Source organism: Rhodoferax ferrireducens (genome assembly GCF_031458075.1).
In the GTDB taxonomy this organism is placed as follows: domain Bacteria; phylum Pseudomonadota; class Gammaproteobacteria; order Burkholderiales; family Burkholderiaceae_C; genus Rhodoferax_B; species Rhodoferax_B ferrireducens_A.
On sequence record NZ_JAVDXT010000002.1, the window covers coordinates 809,773 to 827,288 of the forward strand.

General features: G+C 64.2%; 17 protein-coding genes. 8 read left to right on the forward strand and 9 right to left on the reverse strand.

Going from position 1 to position 17,516, the window contains the following annotated elements; genetic code table 11:
• Nucleotides 1–104: 104 nt before the first annotated feature.
• Nucleotides 105–848 (reverse strand): hypothetical protein, encoded by a 744-nt coding sequence (locus J2X19_RS12780; protein ID WP_310373596.1) that lies wholly within the window; start codon nucleotides 846–848, stop codon nucleotides 105–107.
• A gap of 81 nt (nucleotides 849–929) precedes the next feature.
• On the opposite strand from J2X19_RS12780, the gene J2X19_RS12785 reads away from it, so the two are divergent.
• A complete protein-coding gene (locus J2X19_RS12785; RefSeq protein ID WP_310373598.1) occupies nucleotides 930–1,859 on the forward strand; it encodes a patatin-like phospholipase family protein in 930 nt (309 codons plus the stop codon).
• A gap of 160 nt (nucleotides 1,860–2,019) precedes the next feature.
• Here the strand turns inward: J2X19_RS12785 and J2X19_RS12790 are convergent, their stop codons facing one another.
• Nucleotides 2,020–2,574 carry a phasin family protein gene (locus J2X19_RS12790; protein ID WP_116606193.1) on the reverse strand — a complete coding sequence of 185 codons (555 nt, stop codon included), beginning with the start codon at nucleotides 2,572–2,574 and terminating at the stop codon, nucleotides 2,020–2,022.
• Nucleotides 2,575–2,773: 199 nt separating this feature from the next.
• Between J2X19_RS12790 and J2X19_RS12795 the strand changes: the two genes are divergently transcribed.
• Nucleotides 2,774–3,724, forward strand: a complete 951-nt coding sequence (locus J2X19_RS12795) for a histone deacetylase family protein (RefSeq protein WP_310373601.1) — start codon at nucleotides 2,774–2,776, stop codon at nucleotides 3,722–3,724.
• On the opposite strand, the gene J2X19_RS12800 is transcribed toward J2X19_RS12795, so the two are convergent.
• Nucleotides 3,721–4,335: an FMN-dependent NADH-azoreductase gene (locus tag J2X19_RS12800; RefSeq protein WP_310373603.1), complete on the reverse strand. Its 615-nt coding sequence runs from the start codon at nucleotides 4,333–4,335 to the stop codon at nucleotides 3,721–3,723. The genes J2X19_RS12795 and J2X19_RS12800 overlap by 4 nt on opposite strands.
• Nucleotides 4,336–4,455: 120 nt before the next feature.
• Here J2X19_RS12800 and J2X19_RS12805 point away from each other — a divergent pair, with 120 nt between their 5' ends.
• The gene (locus J2X19_RS12805; RefSeq protein WP_310373605.1) at nucleotides 4,456–5,364 is read left to right on the forward strand and encodes a LysR family transcriptional regulator; all 909 of its coding nucleotides are present in this window, start codon (nucleotides 4,456–4,458) and stop codon (nucleotides 5,362–5,364) included.
• Here J2X19_RS12805 and J2X19_RS12810 read toward each other — a convergent pair.
• The 5 genes from J2X19_RS12810 to J2X19_RS12830 all read right to left on the reverse strand — a co-directional run bounded on the left by J2X19_RS12810 (nucleotide 5,361) and on the right by J2X19_RS12830 (nucleotide 9,953).
• Complete coding sequence (locus tag J2X19_RS12810; RefSeq protein ID WP_310373606.1) at nucleotides 5,361–6,581, reverse strand: ROK family transcriptional regulator; 1,221 nt, start codon at nucleotides 6,579–6,581, stop codon at nucleotides 5,361–5,363. The genes J2X19_RS12805 and J2X19_RS12810 overlap by 4 nt on opposite strands.
• Complete coding sequence (locus J2X19_RS12815) at nucleotides 6,578–7,030, reverse strand: RbsD/FucU family protein (protein ID WP_310373609.1); 453 nt, start codon at nucleotides 7,028–7,030, stop codon at nucleotides 6,578–6,580. Before J2X19_RS12815 ends, J2X19_RS12810 begins: the two co-directional genes overlap by 4 nt.
• 10 nt (nucleotides 7,031–7,040) lie before the next feature.
• A complete protein-coding gene (locus J2X19_RS12820; protein WP_092755690.1) occupies nucleotides 7,041–7,835 on the reverse strand; it encodes an ATP-binding cassette domain-containing protein in 795 nt (264 codons plus the stop codon).
• Nucleotides 7,835–8,794: an ABC transporter permease gene (locus tag J2X19_RS12825; RefSeq protein WP_116606198.1), complete on the reverse strand. Its 960-nt coding sequence runs from the start codon at nucleotides 8,792–8,794 to the stop codon at nucleotides 7,835–7,837. The genes J2X19_RS12820 and J2X19_RS12825 overlap by 1 nt, the downstream gene beginning before the upstream one ends.
• 160 nt (nucleotides 8,795–8,954) lie before the next feature.
• Nucleotides 8,955–9,953: a sugar ABC transporter substrate-binding protein gene (locus J2X19_RS12830; RefSeq protein ID WP_116606199.1), complete on the reverse strand. Its 999-nt coding sequence runs from the start codon at nucleotides 9,951–9,953 to the stop codon at nucleotides 8,955–8,957.
• A 257-nt stretch (nucleotides 9,954–10,210) separates the two neighbouring features.
• Between J2X19_RS12830 and J2X19_RS12835 the strand changes: the two genes are divergently transcribed.
• From J2X19_RS12835 to J2X19_RS12855, 5 genes are all read left to right on the forward strand, one after another.
• A complete protein-coding gene (locus tag J2X19_RS12835; RefSeq protein ID WP_116606200.1) occupies nucleotides 10,211–11,794 on the forward strand; it encodes a methyl-accepting chemotaxis protein in 1,584 nt (527 codons plus the stop codon).
• Nucleotides 11,795–11,945: 151 nt separating this feature from the next.
• Nucleotides 11,946–13,142: a nicotinate phosphoribosyltransferase gene (gene pncB / locus J2X19_RS12840; RefSeq protein ID WP_310373613.1), complete on the forward strand. Its 1,197-nt coding sequence runs from the start codon at nucleotides 11,946–11,948 to the stop codon at nucleotides 13,140–13,142.
• Nucleotides 13,139–14,125, forward strand: coding sequence for a 2-hydroxyacid dehydrogenase (locus J2X19_RS12845; RefSeq protein ID WP_310373615.1), 987 nt, complete (start codon nucleotides 13,139–13,141; stop codon nucleotides 14,123–14,125). The genes pncB and J2X19_RS12845 overlap by 4 nt, the downstream gene beginning before the upstream one ends.
• A gap of 9 nt (nucleotides 14,126–14,134) precedes the next feature.
• A complete protein-coding gene (locus tag J2X19_RS12850) occupies nucleotides 14,135–15,442 on the forward strand; it encodes a DNA recombination protein RmuC (RefSeq protein ID WP_310373617.1) in 1,308 nt (435 codons plus the stop codon).
• Nucleotides 15,439–16,647 (forward strand): MFS transporter, encoded by a 1,209-nt coding sequence (locus J2X19_RS12855; RefSeq protein ID WP_310373619.1) that lies wholly within the window; start codon nucleotides 15,439–15,441, stop codon nucleotides 16,645–16,647. Before J2X19_RS12850 ends, J2X19_RS12855 begins: the two co-directional genes overlap by 4 nt.
• Here J2X19_RS12855 and J2X19_RS12860 read toward each other — a convergent pair.
• Nucleotides 16,625–17,488 carry an LOG family protein gene (locus tag J2X19_RS12860; RefSeq protein WP_116606205.1) on the reverse strand — a complete coding sequence of 288 codons (864 nt, stop codon included), beginning with the start codon at nucleotides 17,486–17,488 and terminating at the stop codon, nucleotides 16,625–16,627. The genes J2X19_RS12855 and J2X19_RS12860 overlap by 23 nt on opposite strands.
• Nucleotides 17,489–17,516: the final 28 nt, after the last annotated feature.

The window sequence follows — 17,516 nt, forward strand, 5'->3', positions numbered from 1 at the left end:
CAGCCCCAAGACCGGTGCACTGCAAGGTGCCCGGTCTTTTTTTATGCAAAAAAGCCTGCTAGCGCAGATAGTACCTGCGCTAGCAGCTATTTTTTTGATAGTAATCAGCCGCGTGCCCGGTAGGGCTGTTTCCACAGCAGCATTAATCCAACGACCAGCAAGGCCCAGCCCAGGCGCGATAACCAGCGCGGCCAGGCGGGTGCGGCCTGCAGCACGCTGGCTTCGCGTACAAAAATCGTTTCGCAGGCGCCGTTGCCGGTGTCGTCGCGGCTGGTCGAGGTGCCTCGGAAGAATGCGAAGCCGGCGTTGTGGGCATATTCCACCAGGCTGCCGCGCAGGCGGATCTGGTCGCCCACCTGCATGCCGCGCAGCTGGCGGGCGATGCGCGGCGAATCGGTTAAGAGGTGGTTGTTCGACAGCGCACGCACATAGTCGGGGCGCCAGGTCGCATCGTCGTCGGTGCTGAAGTAGCAGACGAACTGGCCACTGGAAAACGCCATGCGCTCATAGGCGCCCGCCGCCGCATTCGCGCCCCACACCACGCACAGGTCGACCACATTCAGGTGGTCGTTGCTGGCCGCGTGGATCCAGTCCCACCAGGCAGCGGAGTCGTGCCGGCTGACCACCAGGCCGCTCAGCTCGTAGTCGTAGCGCGGGGTGATGCGGTAGTCAACCTGGCCGACGCGGGCCGTGAAGGCGGCGCTGCTGGTGGCCGTCTGCAGCGGCTCCGCCAGCGTGGCGGGTGCCAGCCTCTGGTGGGCGGGCAGGCTGCCCTGCGTCCACCAGCCGGTCGCGATGCCGGCCAGTCCGGCGAGCAGCAAGGTGTGGGCGTGGCGGCGTGACAGCATGGCGTGGCGATTGTCGGCCAGATTGCGGGCCAGATGGGGGTGTAGCGGCCGGCGAGAATAGCGGCAATGACAAACCAAGCAATGTGTAATTCTCTGAATCCATCCCCCGCGACGCGCCGGTTGGGCCGGGCCGGTTGGCTGCTCACCGTGGCGGTATTCCTGGCCGGCTGTGCCACGGCGCCGGTCGAGGTCAACCTGCCGCCGGCAGTCAATCCGCCAGTCGCCAAGCGCCTGCCGCGCATCGGCCTGGCGTTGGGCGGCGGCGCGGCCCGTGGCTTTGCCCATGTGGGCGTACTGCAGGTACTGGAAGAAGCCGGCATCCGGCCGGACCTGGTGGTCGGTACCTCGGCGGGCAGCCTGGTGGCGTCGCTGTACGCCAGCGGCAAAACCGGCGCGCAGATGCAGCTGGTGGCCGAGACCATGGAGGAGGCCGCGTTCACCGACTGGACTTTGCCGATCTTCAGCCGCGGCATGTTGCGCGGCGATGCACTGGCCCGCTACGTCAATGCCCAGGTGGCGAACCGTCCTATCGAAGCCATGCCGCTGCCGCTGGGCATTGTGGCCACCGACCTGAACAGCGGTGAGGCCGTGCTGTTTCAGCGCGGCGATACCGGTACGGCGGTGCGCGCGTCCAGCGCGGTGCCGGCAGTGTTCCAGCCGGTCAAGATCGGTACGCACGAGTACGTGGATGGCGGCTTGGTGTCGCCGGTGCCGGTGCGGTTTGCCCACCAGATGGGCGCCGAGCTGGTGATTGCGGTCGACATCTCCAGCGCGCCCGAGGGCAATCTGGCCAACGACACGCTGCAGATCTTGTTGCAGACCTTTGCCATCATGGGCAAAAGCATCAATACCTACGAGCTGCGCGACGCCGATCTGGTGGTGCGCCCGTCGCTGCTCGGCATCAAGAGCGCTGATTTTGCGGCCCGGCGCCGCTCGATTCTGGCCGGGCGTGCGGCGATGCTGCAGCTGCTGCCGCAGCTGCAGGCTGCGCTGCTGGCCAAGAGCCGGTAGCGACAACAGACGAAAAAAAGCCCCATCCGAAGATGGGGCCTTGAAGGATCCCTGAGCCTGATGGCGTCGAAAGGACCCGAGGAGACAACTGGCGAAACCGGGGTTTCAAAAGGTCATTGTCTATCCGGGCTAGGCAAAAAGCCAGGGTCAACCTTTGGAATTAACGCTTCTTGGTGGCAGCAGCGGCGGTGTTGCCAGCAGCGGTCACAGCAGATGCGGCAACAGCCTTGAAGTTGGCTTCAGCAGCGTCGGAAGCTTGCTTCACAGCCTTTTGAACCGATTCAAAAGCGTTGTTGGCGGCGGTCACGGTGCTCTTCAGAACAGCCACGGCGGACTCGGTGCCAGCAGGTGCGTTCTTGGTAGCGGACTCGACCAGACCGGCAATCTTCTTCTGGGCTTCAGCGGTTTGGCCTTCGATGGCCTTGCCGAATTCGGTGCTGGTGCCTTGGGCGATGTCATACAGGTGACGGCTGTAAGCAGCGGTCTTTTCAGCCAGTGGCTGCAGCAGCCCAGCTTGCAGAGCCAGCAGTTCTTGTGCGTCTTTCACGCTCAGAACAGCTTGCGAATGGGTAGCGACTTCGGACAGGGCAGCCTTGGAAGCGGTCAGGTTCAGTTCCACCAGCTTTTCAACGCCTTCGAAAGCCTTGGTCGTCAGACCAAACAGGGTTTCAACGGTAGCCTTGTGGGAAGCCAGAACTTGTTCAGCAGTCAGCATATAAATCTCCAGTTAATAAAAAAACAAAAAAGGATTCAACATCTGCGCTGTGACTGGCCTGGGCCGGTTTATGTTGCAGTGCAGCATGGACTAAATTATAGGCCGTCCACCACAGCTTGCAATAGGCTTTTGCTGCACTGCAGCATATTAGGGATTCGACTCTATCGACCCGCTAATCCATTACCGAGACATATACGCCGTGCACGCTTTTTATTCGGACCACTATGTTTTGCCCCTGCCGCAGGGCCACCGTTTTCCCATGGCCAAGTACCGCATGCTGCGCGACCGGGTGGCGCAGGAGTTGCCACAGGTGCAGATGCTGGAGGCGCCACGCGCCAGCGACGGCGAGCTGGCCCTGGCCCACCATCCAGCCTACATACGGCAGATAGCCGACGGCAGCATCCAGGTGCTGCAGCCGCAGGCGATGCGCGAGATCGGCTTTCCCTGGAGCGATGCCATGGTGGAGCGTTCGCGCCGCTCTGCGGGGGCGACAGTGGCGGCTGTACGGGCGGCCATGGGCGGGCAGGGCATTGCGGCCAATATGGCGGGCGGTACGCACCACGCCACGGCCGACAAAGGCGGTGGGTTCTGCGTCTTCAATGATGCGGCGGTGGCAGCCCGCGTCGCGCAGGCCGAGTGGGGGCGTGCCCACGGCCCGCACCGCAAGCCCCTGAAGGTAGCGGTCGTCGATCTGGATGTGCACCAGGGCAATGGCACGGCGCAGATTTTTCAAAGCGACGCCAGTGTGTTCACCCTGTCGCTGCATGGGGAAAAGAACTTTCCGTTTCGCAAGGAAGTCAGCGACCTGGATGTGCACCTACCCGATGGCTGTGGCGACGATGCGTATATGGAAGCGCTGGAGACCGCGCTGGACCAGCTGGAGCGGCGCTTCGAGCCCGGCCTGGTGATCTACCTGGCGGGCGCCGACCCGTTTGAGGGCGATCGGCTGGGCCGGCTCAAGCTGACGTTTGATGGCCTGCAAGCCCGCGACCGCCGCGTTTTCGACTGGGCCTGGCAGCGCCGCCTGCCGCTGGCCTTTGCGATGGCGGGCGGCTACGGCGTGCAGATAGAACAAACGGTACAGGTGCAGATAAACACCTATACCGTGGCTGTGGAATATGCCCGCCGCTGGCGGGCAATGCCTGCTTAGGCTGCCAGGGCTTCGATTTCGCGTTCGGCGGAAGCCAATGCAGCAGCTTTGGCATCGGGGCCCATGGCCAGGCCTTCGGCACGCACAAAGCGCACATCGGTGATGCCCAGGAAGCCGAACACCACGCTGAGGTAGCTTTCCTGGTGTTCCATGGCGCGGCCCCCTTCGGAGGCCGAGTACACGCCGCCGCGGCCCAGGGCCACGATCACGGTCTTGCCACCGGCCAGGCCGACAGGGCCTTTTTCGGTGTACTTGAAGGTGCGGCCCACCTGGCAGATGCGGTCAATCCAGGCCTTGAGTTGGGTCGGGATGGTGAAGTTGTACAGAGGTGCGCCGATGACGATCACGTCGGAGGCCAGAAACTGCTGCACCAGTTGTTCCGAAATCGCGTTTTCCGCGCGCTGCACGGGGGTCAGGCTGTCGTCGGCGGCCGGCAGGCGAAAGCCCAGCGACTCGGCCGACAAATGGCTGGGTGTGGCCACAGCCAGATCCAGTTGTTCGACCGTGGTGCCGGGGTGGCTGGCTTGCCACTGCGCTGTGATCTGGGCGGTCAGGGTGCGGGTGACGGAGTTGGAGCCCAGGATGCTGGAGTCGATGTGAAGCAGTTTCATGGAGTGTCTTGAGGGTTGAAGCCTGGAAGGCGATGGATGGATTGTTTCAGCTTCACAATGGTCTGATAAGTGGGTGAAAATGCGATGCATCGTTCTACTGGTGGGACGATGGAGCTGTAGATGCAAGATCTCAATGACATGGCCTACTTTGCCGAGGTGGTGGAGCGCGGTGGCTTTGCGGCAGCCGGCCGGGCGCTGGGCTTGCCGAAATCGCGCCTGTCGCGCCGGGTGGCCGAGCTGGAAGCCCGGCTGGGTGTGCGCCTGCTGCAGCGCACCACCCGCAAGCTGTCGCTGACCGAGGTGGGCGAGATCTACCACCGCCACTGCATGGCCATGCGTGACGAAGCCGATGCCGCAGCCGATGCCGTGGCCCAGGTACAGACCGAGCCGCGTGGCACCATCCGCGTGGCCTGCCCGGTGACGCTGGCACAAACCACGCTGGGCGAGGTGATGCCGCTGTTCCTGGCGCGCTACCCGCTGGTCAAGGTTGATATGCGGGTCAGCAACCGGGTGGTTGATCTGGTGGAAGAGGGCGTAGATGTGGCCTTGCGGGTGCGCCTCACACTGGAGGACAGCGGCAGCCTGGTGGTCAAGAGCTTTGGGCCGGCGCATTCGCTGCTGGTCACCAGCCCGCAGCAACTGGTGCGCCAGGGCCAGCCGGCTACGGTGGATGGTCTGGCCCGGCTGGACTCGGTCAGCATGTCGGCCACCGAGGGGCGGGCCGTGTGGCATTTGTTGGGGCCGGATGGCCAGGTGCATACCGTGCAGCACCAGCCGCGCTACGTGGCCGATGATTTGCTGACCCTCAAGCTGGCGGTGCTGGGTGGGGTGGGGATCAGCGTTTTGCCCGCCTATATGTGCACCGAAGAGCTGCGCCTGGGCCAGTTGGTGCCGGTGCTACCGGGCTGGGCGCCGCGCCCGGGGGTGTTCCACGCGGTGTTTCCGTCGCGTCGCGGCATGGTGCCGGCGGTACGGCGGTTTCTGGACTTTCTGGAAGAACGCGCCGTGGGCGGCTATCTGTTGGCCTAGGCTTTCAGGAACAAGTCCCGGTCGGGTGCGAAGTTGGCGTGCAGTGGCAGCAGCGCGCCGCCCAGAGCCCTGGCGTCCGAGCCTATGCTACCGGCGACCAGGGTGGTGTGCCACAGGCCTTCCCAGTTGTAATCGGCCAAAGCCAGCCGGGTGCGCTCCAGCAGCAGTTCCAGCAAAGGCCGGCACAAGGAGCCGTCAATCACCACCGCTTCCAGGTCTAGAAACGCCGTGCCGCTGAGCACGCAATGGGCCAGCGCCGAAGCGGCCTGGGCCACCCAGGCATGGGTTTCGGTGGCGAAAGGTGCGAGCAAGGCGCGGTCGTCGTAGGCCGCGGTGGGGTCCAGGCCCTGGGCCAGCAAGCGTTGCTCCAGTTCCCAGAGCGAGGCATGCACCACCAACTGTTCGGGGGCCGTGCCGGGCGTGTGCGGCAGGTGCATGGGCAATGAGGCCACCGCCCCGGCGTTGCCGTGCAGGCCGCCATGCAGGTGCGAATTAATGACCAGGCCGCCGCCGACAAAGGTATCGATGAACAGATAGAGAAAAGTCTTCAGATCCCGGCCACGCCCCGAGACCAGCTCGGCTACGCAGGCGGCGGACACGTCTTTGGCAAAGTTCACCGGCAGATCGGTCATGGCCTGCACCTCGGCGCCCAGGTCGATGGCATTCCAGTCGGTGGATTGGGCTTCGGACAGGCCCAGCATCTTGTGCCAGCCCCCCATCTGGAACGGTGCGGCCACCCCGATTCCGACAAGGCGCGGGCCCAGCGGGCCGAGCGCGTCGCGCAAGGTGTTCAGGTGCTGGGACAGGGCCGGCAGCAGGGTTTGCGCATCGGGAAACGCATAGGCCAGGGTCAGGCGCTGGCGCACCTGGCCGGTGAAGTCCACCAGCAGCCAGTCGGTATTGCGCCGGCCGATCTTGATACCGATGGAGAAAGCGCCGTCCGGGTTCAGCGCCAACGGCACCGAAGGCTGGCCGATGCGGCCGCGCAGCGGTAAATGCCGGATCAGCAGGCCGTCTTCTTCCAGCCGGGTGGTGATCAGGCCAATAGTCTGCGCCGTCAGGCTGGTCAGGCGCGCCAGCTCGGCTTTGGGCAGGCTGCCGTGCTGCCGAATGGTCTGCAGCACCACCCGCTCGTTGAACTGGCGCATGCCCACATGGTTGGAGCCACGCGGACGCAGCAGAGGCGGGGTGGACGAGAGGGCGCTGGGGGGAGTCATGGGCGTAAATTTTCGCCGATCACCCCTTTGCGCAGAATGAAGTTGCCAAAGGGCTGCAGCTCACCCGTCAACACGATGGCGTAAATGCTTTGCACTCTTTCGTAGAAAGCAAAACGCTCGATGGATTCGGGTTGCTGGCCTGGTAACAGGCTGGGCTGCAGCATATCCAGTACTTCGCGTTGCAGGCCGGAGCGGTACGGCGGGGTGGTGCCGGATACCTGCATGAAAGCGACCGGGCTTTCCACATCGCTGGCCAGTGGCAACACCGAGCTCACGGCTTGTACTGCCCGCAGCATGCTGCTGCCGGGCAGGTGCAGTACCGGCTTGCCGGCGGCCAGCCGCATGGCCGTGAAGTTGGCATCGGCCAACAGCACGGCGTCGTCGTGCCCCATCTCGGCCAGCACCTTGAGCAGGTCGGGCGTCAGCAGGGGGTCGATTCCTTTGAGCATGCGGGTGTCCTCAGTGCGCCAGCGACTCGGCGGGCAGCTCGTCCGGCCGGATTGCGCCGGTCATGACGGCCACGGTGTCGGCCATGCTGATCTTCTGCGGATTCAACACGCAGCCGCGTTTGCCCAGGCGGGCGACGTGGATGCGGTCGGCAATCTCGAACACATGCGGCATGTTGTGCGAGATCAGAATCACCGACAAGCCCTTGTCGCGGACCCGGCGGATCAGGTCCAGCACCATATTGCCTTCTTTCACGCCCAGTGCTGCGGTGGGCTCGTCCATGATGACCACGTGCTGGGCAAAAGCCGCCGCCCGCGACACTGCAACGCACTGGCGCTGGCCGCCGGACAGGGTTTCGACCGCCTGCGTCATCGAGCGGATGCCGACCTTCAGGTCGCGCATGCGGGAGATGCTTTCTTCCAGCATCTTCTTCTTGTCGAGCATGCGCAGCACATTGCCGGCAAAGCCCTGGCGGCGGATTTCTCGGCCCAGGAACAGGTTCTCCGAGATCGACATGGCCGCGGCCACGGCCAGGTCCTGGTACACGGTTTCAATGCCGGCCTGGCGCGCGTCCATCGGGCTCTTGAAGTGGATGGTCTTGCCGTCCAGCTGGATCTGGCCTTCGTCGGGAATGGTGGCGCCCGACAGGCATTTGATCAGTGAAGACTTGCCGGCACCGTTGTCGCCGATGACGGCCAGAATTTCGCCTTGGCGCAGCTCCAGGTCGGCACCGTCGAGGGCGGTCACCTGGCCGTAGCGTTTGACCAGGCCGGTGGCCCGCATCACGATTTTTTGATCGACAGACATTAACGGCCTCCTTTGCGCGACAACTGGTCAATTGCGACCGCCAGAATCACCAAGATACCGGTGATCAGCACCTGGTACACCGACTGCACACCCATCAGTGTCAGGCCGTTGCGCAGCACGCCCACGATCACGGCGCCGACCAGCGTGCCCAGAATCACACCGCGGCCGCCGAACAGGCTGGTGCCGCCCAGCACCACGGCGGTGATGGCGTCCAGGTTTTCGGTTTGGCCAGCGTTCGGGTCGCCCACACCGGTGCGGGCGACCGACAGCAGCGAGGCGATGCCGTAGAAGATGCCGGCCAGTACGTACACGCCCAGCAAGACGCGTTCGGTCGGGATACCGGTTAAACGGGTGGCTTCGGGGTTGTTGCCCACGGCGTAGACATGGCGGCCGGCGGCGGTTTCGCGCAGATAGAACCATATGCCCAGGTACAGCATCAGCATCAGCACGGTACCGTAGGCGATGGAGGTACCACCGATCTGGAAGGTATTGCCCAGCACCGTCATCAGCGGCGGCACATCGGTCATGGTCTGGGCGTTGGAATACAGCTGGGTGATGGCGAACGCAATGTTCAGCGTCCCCAGGGTGACGATGAAGGGGGGCAGCTTGATGCGGGTCACCAGCAGGCCATTGAGCAGGCCGAACAAGGCGGTCACACCAATGCCGCAGAGGATGGCGATAGGCGCGGGCAGGCCAAAGTCAGCTGCCAGCTTGGTCATGACGATGCCGCCCAAAGCCATCACCATGCCGCAAGACAGGTCGATACCGGCGGTCAGGATGATCAGGGTCTGGCCGATAGCGATGACACCCACCACCATGACCTGCTGCAGGATCAGCGAAAAATTGTTGGCCGACAGAAAACGTTCGTTCTGGCTGGCGAAGAAGGTGCACGCAATCAGCAGGGCGATAAAGGGCCCAAGGGTGCCAATGGGCGGTAGTTTTTCTTTGAGGCTGGACATAGCGGCCTTTGGTTGGGTTGGGTAAATAGGGTGCCAGAGCGTTTAATCTCGTTCCCACCCGTGAAGGTGGGAACGGATCACCCCAGGGATACCGTGGAACTGGCTCAGCCAGGCCACTGGTATCGCCCCCTGCAAGGGGGAGGCGCAGCCTTGGGGGTGTTTACTTGTTACCCCAGCACAGGTCCATACCGACCTTGGTGTCTTTGCTGTCCACGCCCTTCTGGGGGTGGTCGGTGATCAGGGTCACGCCGGTATCGGTGTAGCCGGTCACTTTTTTGCCGTCCTTGGCGAATGCCACGCCTGCGGACACGCCCATGCTGGCCATCTTCAGCGGGTACTGCTGCGAGGTGGCGGCAATCATGCCGGCCTTGACGTTCTTCACGCCGGCGCAGCCGCCGTCCACCGAGACGATCATCACGCCTTTTTCCTTGCCAGCAGCCTTCAACGCCTGGAAGGCACCGGCGGCAGCGGGTTCGTTGATGGTGTAGACCAGGTTGATGTCGGGGTTCTTTTGCAAGCAGTTTTCCATGGCGGTCTGGCCCTTGGCCTGGTCGCCAAAGCTGTCGGCCATACAGACGATTTCAGCCGTCTTGGACAGTTCATTGCTCTTGGCATCGGCTGCTGCCAGGCCAAAGCCCGACATGAAGCCGTTGTGGCGCTGTGCGCCCACGGGGTGGCCGGGGAACAGGTCCAGCGTGGCGATCTTGGCGGGCTTGCCGGCCATGGCGGTCTTGGCGTATTGGCCAATCAGCACACCGGCCTTGTAGTTGTCGGTGGCGAACAGTGCGTCCGTGCCTTCGATCGGGTCGGTTGGGCTGTCCAGGGCAATGAACATCACGCCTTGGGCCTGGGCCTTCTTGATGCTGGGCAGGATGGCCTTGGAGTCATTGGGGGTGATCAGGATGGTCTTGGCACCGGCGGCAATCATGTTTTCGATGGCGGTGACCTGGCCAGCGTTGTCGCCGTCGGCCTTGCCGGCGGCGCTGATCAGCTTGGCACCCAGCTTCTTGGCTTCGGCCTGTGCGCCCTCTTTCATCTTGACGAAGAAGGGGTTGGTCTCGGTCTTGGTGATCAGGCCAATGACGGGCTCTGCAGCGTAGACGCTGCTGGCAGCAAAAGCGATGGCGGTCAAAACCAGGGAAGCGGTGGATTTCTTCATGTTGTCTCCGAAAGAGGAATGAACAAGGGTTCGGTGAGGGCAGGTGCCGTAGAAATGCGAAAGCTATTTCTGGGTGGCAGCGAACTATAGTTACTAAATCAATTTGTTTTAGTTATCGAAAACCCTAGGGTCGGTTGTCGCTCTTTGGACAGATAGTTGCATCGCGTTACACAAATGGTGTGCAACTCGCTTTTTTTGGCTCTCGCCTGGTGGAATCGGTTTGTTCCACCAGGCGCTTGCAACTCCGAAGGAACAGCATGGTTTTCAAGATATCGCACCGCCTCTACCTCGCGGTAGGCCTGGCATTGGCCTTGCCCGCCTTGGTGCTGGCGGTCACTTTTGTGGTGGATGCGCGGAGCCGCGCCAGCTTTGACGAGGCGCTTAGCCGCGCCAAAGAACGCCGCGAGATCGCGGGCGCCATGCGCGACGCGGTGTTTCGCCAGGGCTTGCAAGCCCGCAACATCGGTTTGCGCTCCGACGTGGACGAGATGAAAAAGGAAGTGCAGGCCTTGCGCGGCTGGCAAGAGCTGTACAAGAAAAACCTGGCCCGATTTTCCCAGCTGGCGCCGACTACCGAAGAGCAGGCGGATCTGGCGCGGGCCGTCAAGCTGGAGCAGGAAACCATCGAGCCTTTGCAGAAGGCCGAGGAGTACGCCTCCAACTTCCGGCCCGATACCGCGGCCACCATTTTGGTGACCAAGCTGGGTCCGCTGCAGGACCAATGGCTGGAAGCCATCAGCCACCTGGTGGCGATACAGGACGCCAATCTGGCAGCCGCACTGTCCAGCAGCGATGCACAGCACCGCACCCTGGTGGGTGCGGCGGGTGCGGCCTTTGTGCTCACCTTTTTGCTGGCCGCTGCAGCAGCCTGGCATATCTCGCGCGGCATCGTCCGGCCCTTGGGCGATGCCGTGGGGATCGCGCGCCGGGTGGCGGCCGGCGACCTGACGGCCCAGATTGACGACCAGCGCGCGGACGAAGTCGGCCAGCTGCTGACCAGCCTGCGCGAGATGCAGTCCAGCCTGGTGCGGGTGGTGGCGAACGTACGCTCGGGCTCGGACACGGTGGCTACGGCCAGCGCCGAAATCGCCCAGGGCAATGACGACCTCAGCGCTCGTACCGAAAGCCAGGCCAGCGCGCTGGAGCAGACCGCGGCCTCGATGGAAGAGCTGAGCTCGAACGTGCGGCAGAACGCCGACAGTTCGCGCCAGGCGAACGAGCTGGCCATGAGTGCGTCCCGGGTCGCGGTCCGGGGCGGCGAAGCGGTAGGCCAGGTGGTCGAGACCATGAAGGGCATCAACGACAGCAGCAAGAAGATTGCCGACATCATCAGCGTGATCGACGGCATCGCCTTCCAAACCAATATCCTGGCCTTGAACGCGGCGGTCGAAGCCGCCCGCGCGGGCGAGCAGGGCCGTGGCTTTGCGGTGGTGGCCAGCGAGGTGCGCAGCCTGGCCGGCCGTTCCGCCGATGCGGCCAAGGAAATCAAGCACCTGATCCACACCAGCGTGGAGCGCGTGGCCCAGGGCACGGCCCAGGTCGACCAGGCGGGGGCCACCATGGCCGAGGTGGTGGACGCCATCCGCCGGGTCACCGGCATCATGGGCGAGATCAGTGCGGCCAGCAATGAGCAGTCTCTCGGCGTGGCCCAGGTCGGCGAGGCCGTCAACCAGATGGACCAGGCCACCCAGCAAAACGCCGCCCTGGTGGAGCAGATGGCCGCTGCCGCCAACAGCCTGCGCATGCAGTCGGATGCCTTGGTGCAGGTGGTGGCGGTGTTCAAGCTGCGCGAAGGCGAGGGCGCCCATGCCGGGGCGCCGGCGCTGGGCTTCAGCGGCTGACGCCGCCGGCCACTGCCGGCAATATCTGCCGGAAATAGACCGTGCAGGCGCCAAGGGCGTCGATGCAGAACCGTGGAAGCGCCGCCGAATCCCCTACACTTTGTGGCTCTTCTCTGTTCTTGCGTCGTTTGGGCTTACCGCCACGCTTCTTATGATCATCACCAGCCTGCTCGACACCGATCTCTACAAGTTCACGATGATGCAGGTCGTACTGCACCAGTTTCCGGCCGCCCAGGTGCAGTACCGCTTCAAATGCCGGAATCCGGGCGTGAACCTGGCGCCGTTTGTGGCCGAGATCCGGGATGAAATCCGCTCGCTGTGCAGCCTGCGCTTCAGCGATGCCGAGCTGGGCTACCTGCGCTCCATGCGCTTCATCAAAAGCGATTTCGTGGACTTTCTGGGCCTGTTTCGGCTGAACGAGAAGTACATCACCGTCACCCCCTTGCCGACCGGCGAAATCGACATCTCCATCCAGGGCCCGTGGCTGCACACCATTGCGTTCGAAATCCCGGTGCTGGCCATCATCAACGAGGTCTACTTCCGCAACACCCAGCCGGTACCCGACTTCATCGAAGGGCGCCGCCGGCTCGACGCCAAGATCCAGCAGCTGCGCGGCGAGGGCCTGGCCGAACTCAAGATTGCCGACTACGGCACCCGCCGGCGTTTCAGCAAGGCCTGGCACGAAGAAGTGCTGCGGGTGCTGGTCGCGCGCCTGGGTGTAGGCGCAAAAGGGCAGTTTGCGGGCACCAGCAATGTGCTGTTTGCTATGAAATTAGGACTGACCCCGCTGGGCACCATGGCCCACGAGTACCTGCAGGCCTGCCAGGCGCTGGGGCCGCGGCTGCGCGACAGCCAGGTGTTCGGCTTCGAGATGTGGGCCAAGGAGTACCGCGGTGACCTGGGTATTGCTCTCAGCGACGTGTACGGCATGGATGCCTTCCTGCGCGACTTCGACATGTATTTCTGCAAGCTGTTTGACGGCGCGCGGCACGACAGCGGCGACCCGTTCGACTGGGGCGAGCGCCTGCTGGCCCACTACAAGAACAACCGCGTGGATCCGCTGACCAAGACCCTGATTTTCAGCGACGGCCTGACCGTGCCGCGCACCATCCAGCTGTACCAGCAGTTCCGTGGCCGCTGCCTGCTGGCCTTCGGCATAGGCACGAATCTGACCAACGACATGGGTGATCCGCCCACGCATGTGCCGCTGCAAATCGTTATCAAGATGATCCGCTGCAACGGCCAGCCGGTGGCCAAGCTGTCCGACTCGCCGGGCAAGAATATGTGCGAAGACGAAAAATACGTTGCCTACCTGCGCCAGGTTTTTGAAATCGAGACCCCTACATGACCAAACCCCAGATCCTCGTTGCCCGCAAAATCTTCCCGGCCACCATCGCCTACCTCGAACAGCACTTTGAAGTCGAGTCCAACCAGGACGACGCGTCCTGGACCAAGGCCGAGCTGATCGCCCGCCTGCAGGGCAAGGTCGGCGCCTTCACCACCGGCAGCGAGCGCATCGACGCCGAGCTGCTGGCCGCCTGCCCGGGCTTGCGCATCTGCGCCAACATGGCGGTCGGCTACAACAACTTCGATGTGGACGCGATGAGCGCCGCCGGCGTGCTGGCCACCAATGCGCCCGATGTGCTGACCGAAACCACCGCCGACTTCGGCTTTGCGCTGCTGATGGCCACGGCCCGCCGGGTCTGCGAGAGCGAGCATTTCCTGCGCGCCGGGTTGTGGAAGAAGTGGAGCTACGACATGTTCGCCGGCGCCGAGGTGCATGGCAGCACCCTGGGCATCATCGGCATGGGCCGCATCGGCCAGGGTATCGCCAAGCGTGGTGCGTTCGGCTTTGGCATGAACGTGGTCTACCACAACCGCTCGCAGCTGGACGCCGCCACCGAGGCCGAATGCAAGGCCCGGTTTGTCTCCAAGGAAGAGCTGCTGAAGACCGCCGACCACGTGGTGCTGGTGGTGCCGTATTCGGCCGCCTCGCACCATACGATTGGTGCGGCCGAGCTGGCGCTGATGCAACCCACGGCCACGCTGGTCAACATCGCCCGCGGCGGCATCGTCGACGATGCGGCCCTGGCCGCGGCCTTGCGCGAAGGCCGGATTGCCGCTGCCGGGCTCGACGTGTTCGAGGGCGAGCCCAAGGTGCACCCCGACCTGCTGACCGTGCCGAACGTGGTGCTGACCCCGCACATCGCCAGCGCCACCGTGGCCACGCGCACCGCCATGGCCCGGCTGGCGGCCGACAACCTGGTCGGATTTTTGATAAAAAACAAGGCTCTGACGCCCATTAATGCTGCGCAGGTAGCTAGCAAATAAGTAGCACCCATGCGTTTGACCGATTGGGGGCTGCTGGCGCTGGCGCTGTTGAACCTGGCGTTGCTGCTGGCCTTGCTGCTGCGCAAGCCACCGGCTGCCGACAACGCCGCCATGGAGCGGCTGGAGCGTGAACTGCGCGAATCTTCGCGGGCCGACCGGCAGGAGCTGGGTGGCACCTTGGCCACCTTCCAGCGCGCCCTGGTGCAGCAAAGCGCCGAGGCCACGCGCACCCAGAACACCCAGATCGATGCACTGGCCCAGCAGCTGGCTGTGCTGCAGCGCTCGCTCAGCGACACCCTCAGCACCCAGCTGCAAGCCCTGGGCGAATCCAATGCCCGGCGCATGGGCGAGGTGCGTGCCACGCTGGAAGCCCAGCTGCTGCAGCTGCAGCAAAGCAATGCCGCCAAGCTCGACGAGATGCGCCAGACGGTGGACGAGAAGCTGCAGAACACCTTGGAGGCGCGCCTGGGCGAGAGCTTCAAGCAGGTGGCCGACCGGCTGGAGCAGGTGCACAAAGGCCTGGGCGAAATGCAGTCGCTGGCCCAGGGCGTGGGCGATCTGCAGCGGGTGCTGACGAATGTCAAAACCCGCGGCATGTTCGGCGAGGTGCAGCTGGAAAACCTGCTCGAGCAGGTGCTGACCACCGAGCAATACGGCAAGCAGATCGAGACCAAGCCGCGCAGCGGCCAGCGCGTCGACTTTGCGGTGCGCTTCCCGGGCCGCAGTGCCGATGGCGCGCCGGTCTGGCTGCCGATAGACGCCAAGTTCCCGCGCGACGACTACGAGCGCCTGCTGGACGCGCACGAACGCGCCGATGCCGTAGCCGCCGAAGCCTCGGCCAAGGCCTTGGAGGCGCGCATCCGGGCCGAGGCCAAATCGATTGCCGAAAGCTACCTGGCGCCGCCACACACCACCGACTTCGCCATCCTGTTTCTGCCCATCGAGAGTCTGTACGCCGAGGTGCTGCGCCGCCCCGGCCTGATGGACAGCCTGCAGCGCGACTACCGCGTGACCCTGGCCGGCCCGACCACCTTGCTGGCCATGCTGAACAGTTTGCACATGGGCTTTCGCACCCTGGCGCTGGAGCAGCAGGCATCGGAAGTCTGGAAGGTGCTGGGCGCGGTGAAGACCGAGTTCGAGCGCTACGGCGAATGGGTGGCGCGCATCCGCGAACAGGTGCAAAAAGCCTCCGACACCCTGGACAAGGCCGACACCCGCACCCGCCAGATGCGCCGCGCGCTGAAGGTGGTCGAGGCGCTGCCCGATGCCGAGGCCCAGGCCTTGCTGCCGCTCACCGCGGAGAGCGACGAGGCATGAACCCTGCTCTGGCGCGCCTGATTGCTGCGCAGATTTGCCTGCACGCCTGCATGACCGGCATCCGCCTGGCGGCACCGCTGCTGGCGCTGCGGGCCGGTTTCAGCGGGCTGGCCGTGGGTTTTTTGCTGGCCTTGTTTGCCCTGACCCAGGTGTTCCTGGCCTTGCCCGCCGGCCGCTATGCGGACCGCCATGGCCTGCGCAAGCCGGTCACCGGCAGTGTGGTGATGGCCGTGGTGGGGGCTGCGCTGGCGGCGGCCTTTCCGGTGTATCCGGTGCTGTGCCTGAGCGCGCTGCTGACCGGCGGCGCCACCGGGGTGGCGGTGATCGCGCTGCAGCGCCATGTGGGCCGCGCGGCCGAGGGCTCGACCCAGCTCAAGCAGATCTTCAGCTGGCTGGCGCTGGGGCCGGCGCTGTCCAACTTCATAGGCCCGTTTACCGCCGGGCTGATGATCGACTATGCGGGCGCCATATGGGGCAATACCGCGGGCGATACCTCGGGCTTTCGCGCGGCCTTTGCCTTGATGGCGGTGCTGCCGATTGCGACCTGGCTGCTGGTTCGCCATGTGCAGGAGCTGCCGCCCATCCACCCGGTGGCGGGCGCTGCCAAGCCCCGGGTCTGGGACCTGCTGGCCGACCCGGTGTTGCGCCGGCTGCTGCTGGTCAACTGGTTTCTGTCGTCCTGCTGGGATGTGCATACCTTTGTGGTGCCCATCCTGGGCCATGAACGCGGCCTGAGCGCATCCACCATAGGCTCCATCCTGGGCGCTTTTGCGATTGCCGCCGCGGTGGTGCGCATGGCCATGCCGTTGGTGGCCGAGCGCCTGCGCGAATGGGCGGTGATCACCGGCGCCATGTGGGCCACGGCACTGCTGTTTGGCCTGTACCCGCTGCTGCAGAGTGCCGCGGCCATGGGCGTGTGCTCGATCTTCCTGGGCCTAGCGCTGGGTTCGGTACAGCCGATGATCATGAGCACCTTGCACCAGATCACCCCTGAGCACCGGCACGGCGAGGCGCTGGGCCTGCGGCTGATGAGCATCAACGCGTCCAGCGTGGTGATGCCCTTGCTGTTCGGCGTGGCCAGCGCCGCGGTGGGCGTGGCTGGCCTGTTCTGGGTGGTGGGGGCGCTGGTGGGCGGTGGTTCGCGCGCCGCCTGGCTGCTCAAGACCGCCGCGTTTGACGAAGTTAAAGCTGGTAGAACGACTTGATGGCGTTCCATGCTTCCTCGGGTGTGTCCACATAGGTGAACAACTTGAGGTCTTCGGGCGAAATGGCACCTTCTTCGATCAGCATATCGAGGTTGAGCAGGTTCTTCCAGTAGTTCGAGCCGTACAGGATGATGGGCACGGCCTTGGTCTTGCCGGTCTGTACCAGGGTCACCACTTCAAACAATTCGTCCAGCGTGCCGAAGCCGCCGGGGAAGGCCACCAGGGCTTTGGCGCGCATCATGAAATGCATCTTGCGCAGCGCAAAGTAGTGGAACTTGAAGTTCAGGCTGGGCGAGACATAGCGGTTGCCGCTTTGCTCGTGGGGCAGGGCAATGCTCAGGCCTACGTTCAGTGCGCCCATTTCATGCGCGCCGCGGTTGGCGGCTTCCATGATGCCGGGGCCGCCGCCGGTGCAGATGTAGAGGCGGTCGGCTACGGGGCGGTCGGCGCTGTAGTTGGCCACCAGACGGGCAAACAGGCGTGACTGGTCGTAGAAATGGGCATTGCGCATGCGGCGCTCGGCCACTTTCAGGGCGATGGCATCGCCACTGGCCCGGGCGGCATCCAGCTCCAGCTGGGCGTTCTCCGGTGCCGGGAAACGGGCGCTGCCGAACACCACCACGGTGTTCTCTATGCCTTGCGCATGCTGGGCCAGATCGGGTTTCAGCAGCTCCAGCTGGAAGCGGATGCCGCGGGTTTCGCGGCGCAGCAAAAACTCGGGGTCGGCGAAGGCCAGGCGGTAGGCGTCGGCATCCAGGGTTTGGCCATTGGCGGAGTGGGCTTGCAAATCAGCCCAGGCCAGGGCGACGTTACGGTCGTTGAGTTTGTCGGTGTTTTCCATAGGCCCATTGTCTGCCTAAAACATGACG